General features: G+C 64.8%; 1 protein-coding gene. It reads left to right on the forward strand.

The window, feature by feature from the left end; genetic code table 11:
• A partial coding sequence (locus AB4Y77_RS22975) for a transketolase-like TK C-terminal-containing protein (RefSeq protein WP_442015464.1) occupies positions 1-467 on the forward strand: 467 nt, incomplete at both ends.

Genomic DNA, 467 nt, shown 5'->3' on the forward strand with positions numbered 1-467 from the left:
GAGAACCTCGACATCAACGGGCTCCTCAAAGGCATCTACCACCTCGCCGAAGCCCCCGCAGGAGAAGAGAACCGGCCCACCGCGGCCATCCTCGCCTCCGGCGTGTCCGTACCCTGGGCCCTCGAAGCCGCCCGGATCCTCGCCGAAGACTGGAACGTCGCCGCCACCGTCTACTCCGTGACCTCCTGGAACGAACTSCGACGCGACGGACTCGCCGCCGAAGAACACGCSTTCCTSAACCCCGGCCAACCCRCCCGCACCCCGTTCATCACMGAACAACTCGCMGGCCACACCGGACCCGTCATCGCCGTRACCGACTACATGAAAGCCGTCCCCGACCAAATCCGCCAATACATCCCCAACGACTTCGCCTCCCTCGGAGCAGACGGCTTCGGCTTCTCCGACACCCGCCAAGCCGCACGCCGCTACTTCAAAAACGACACCCACTCCATCGTCGCCAAAACCCT

Source organism: Paenarthrobacter sp. YAF11_1, from assembly GCF_052113445.1.
Taxonomy (GTDB): domain Bacteria; phylum Actinomycetota; class Actinomycetes; order Actinomycetales; family Micrococcaceae; genus Arthrobacter.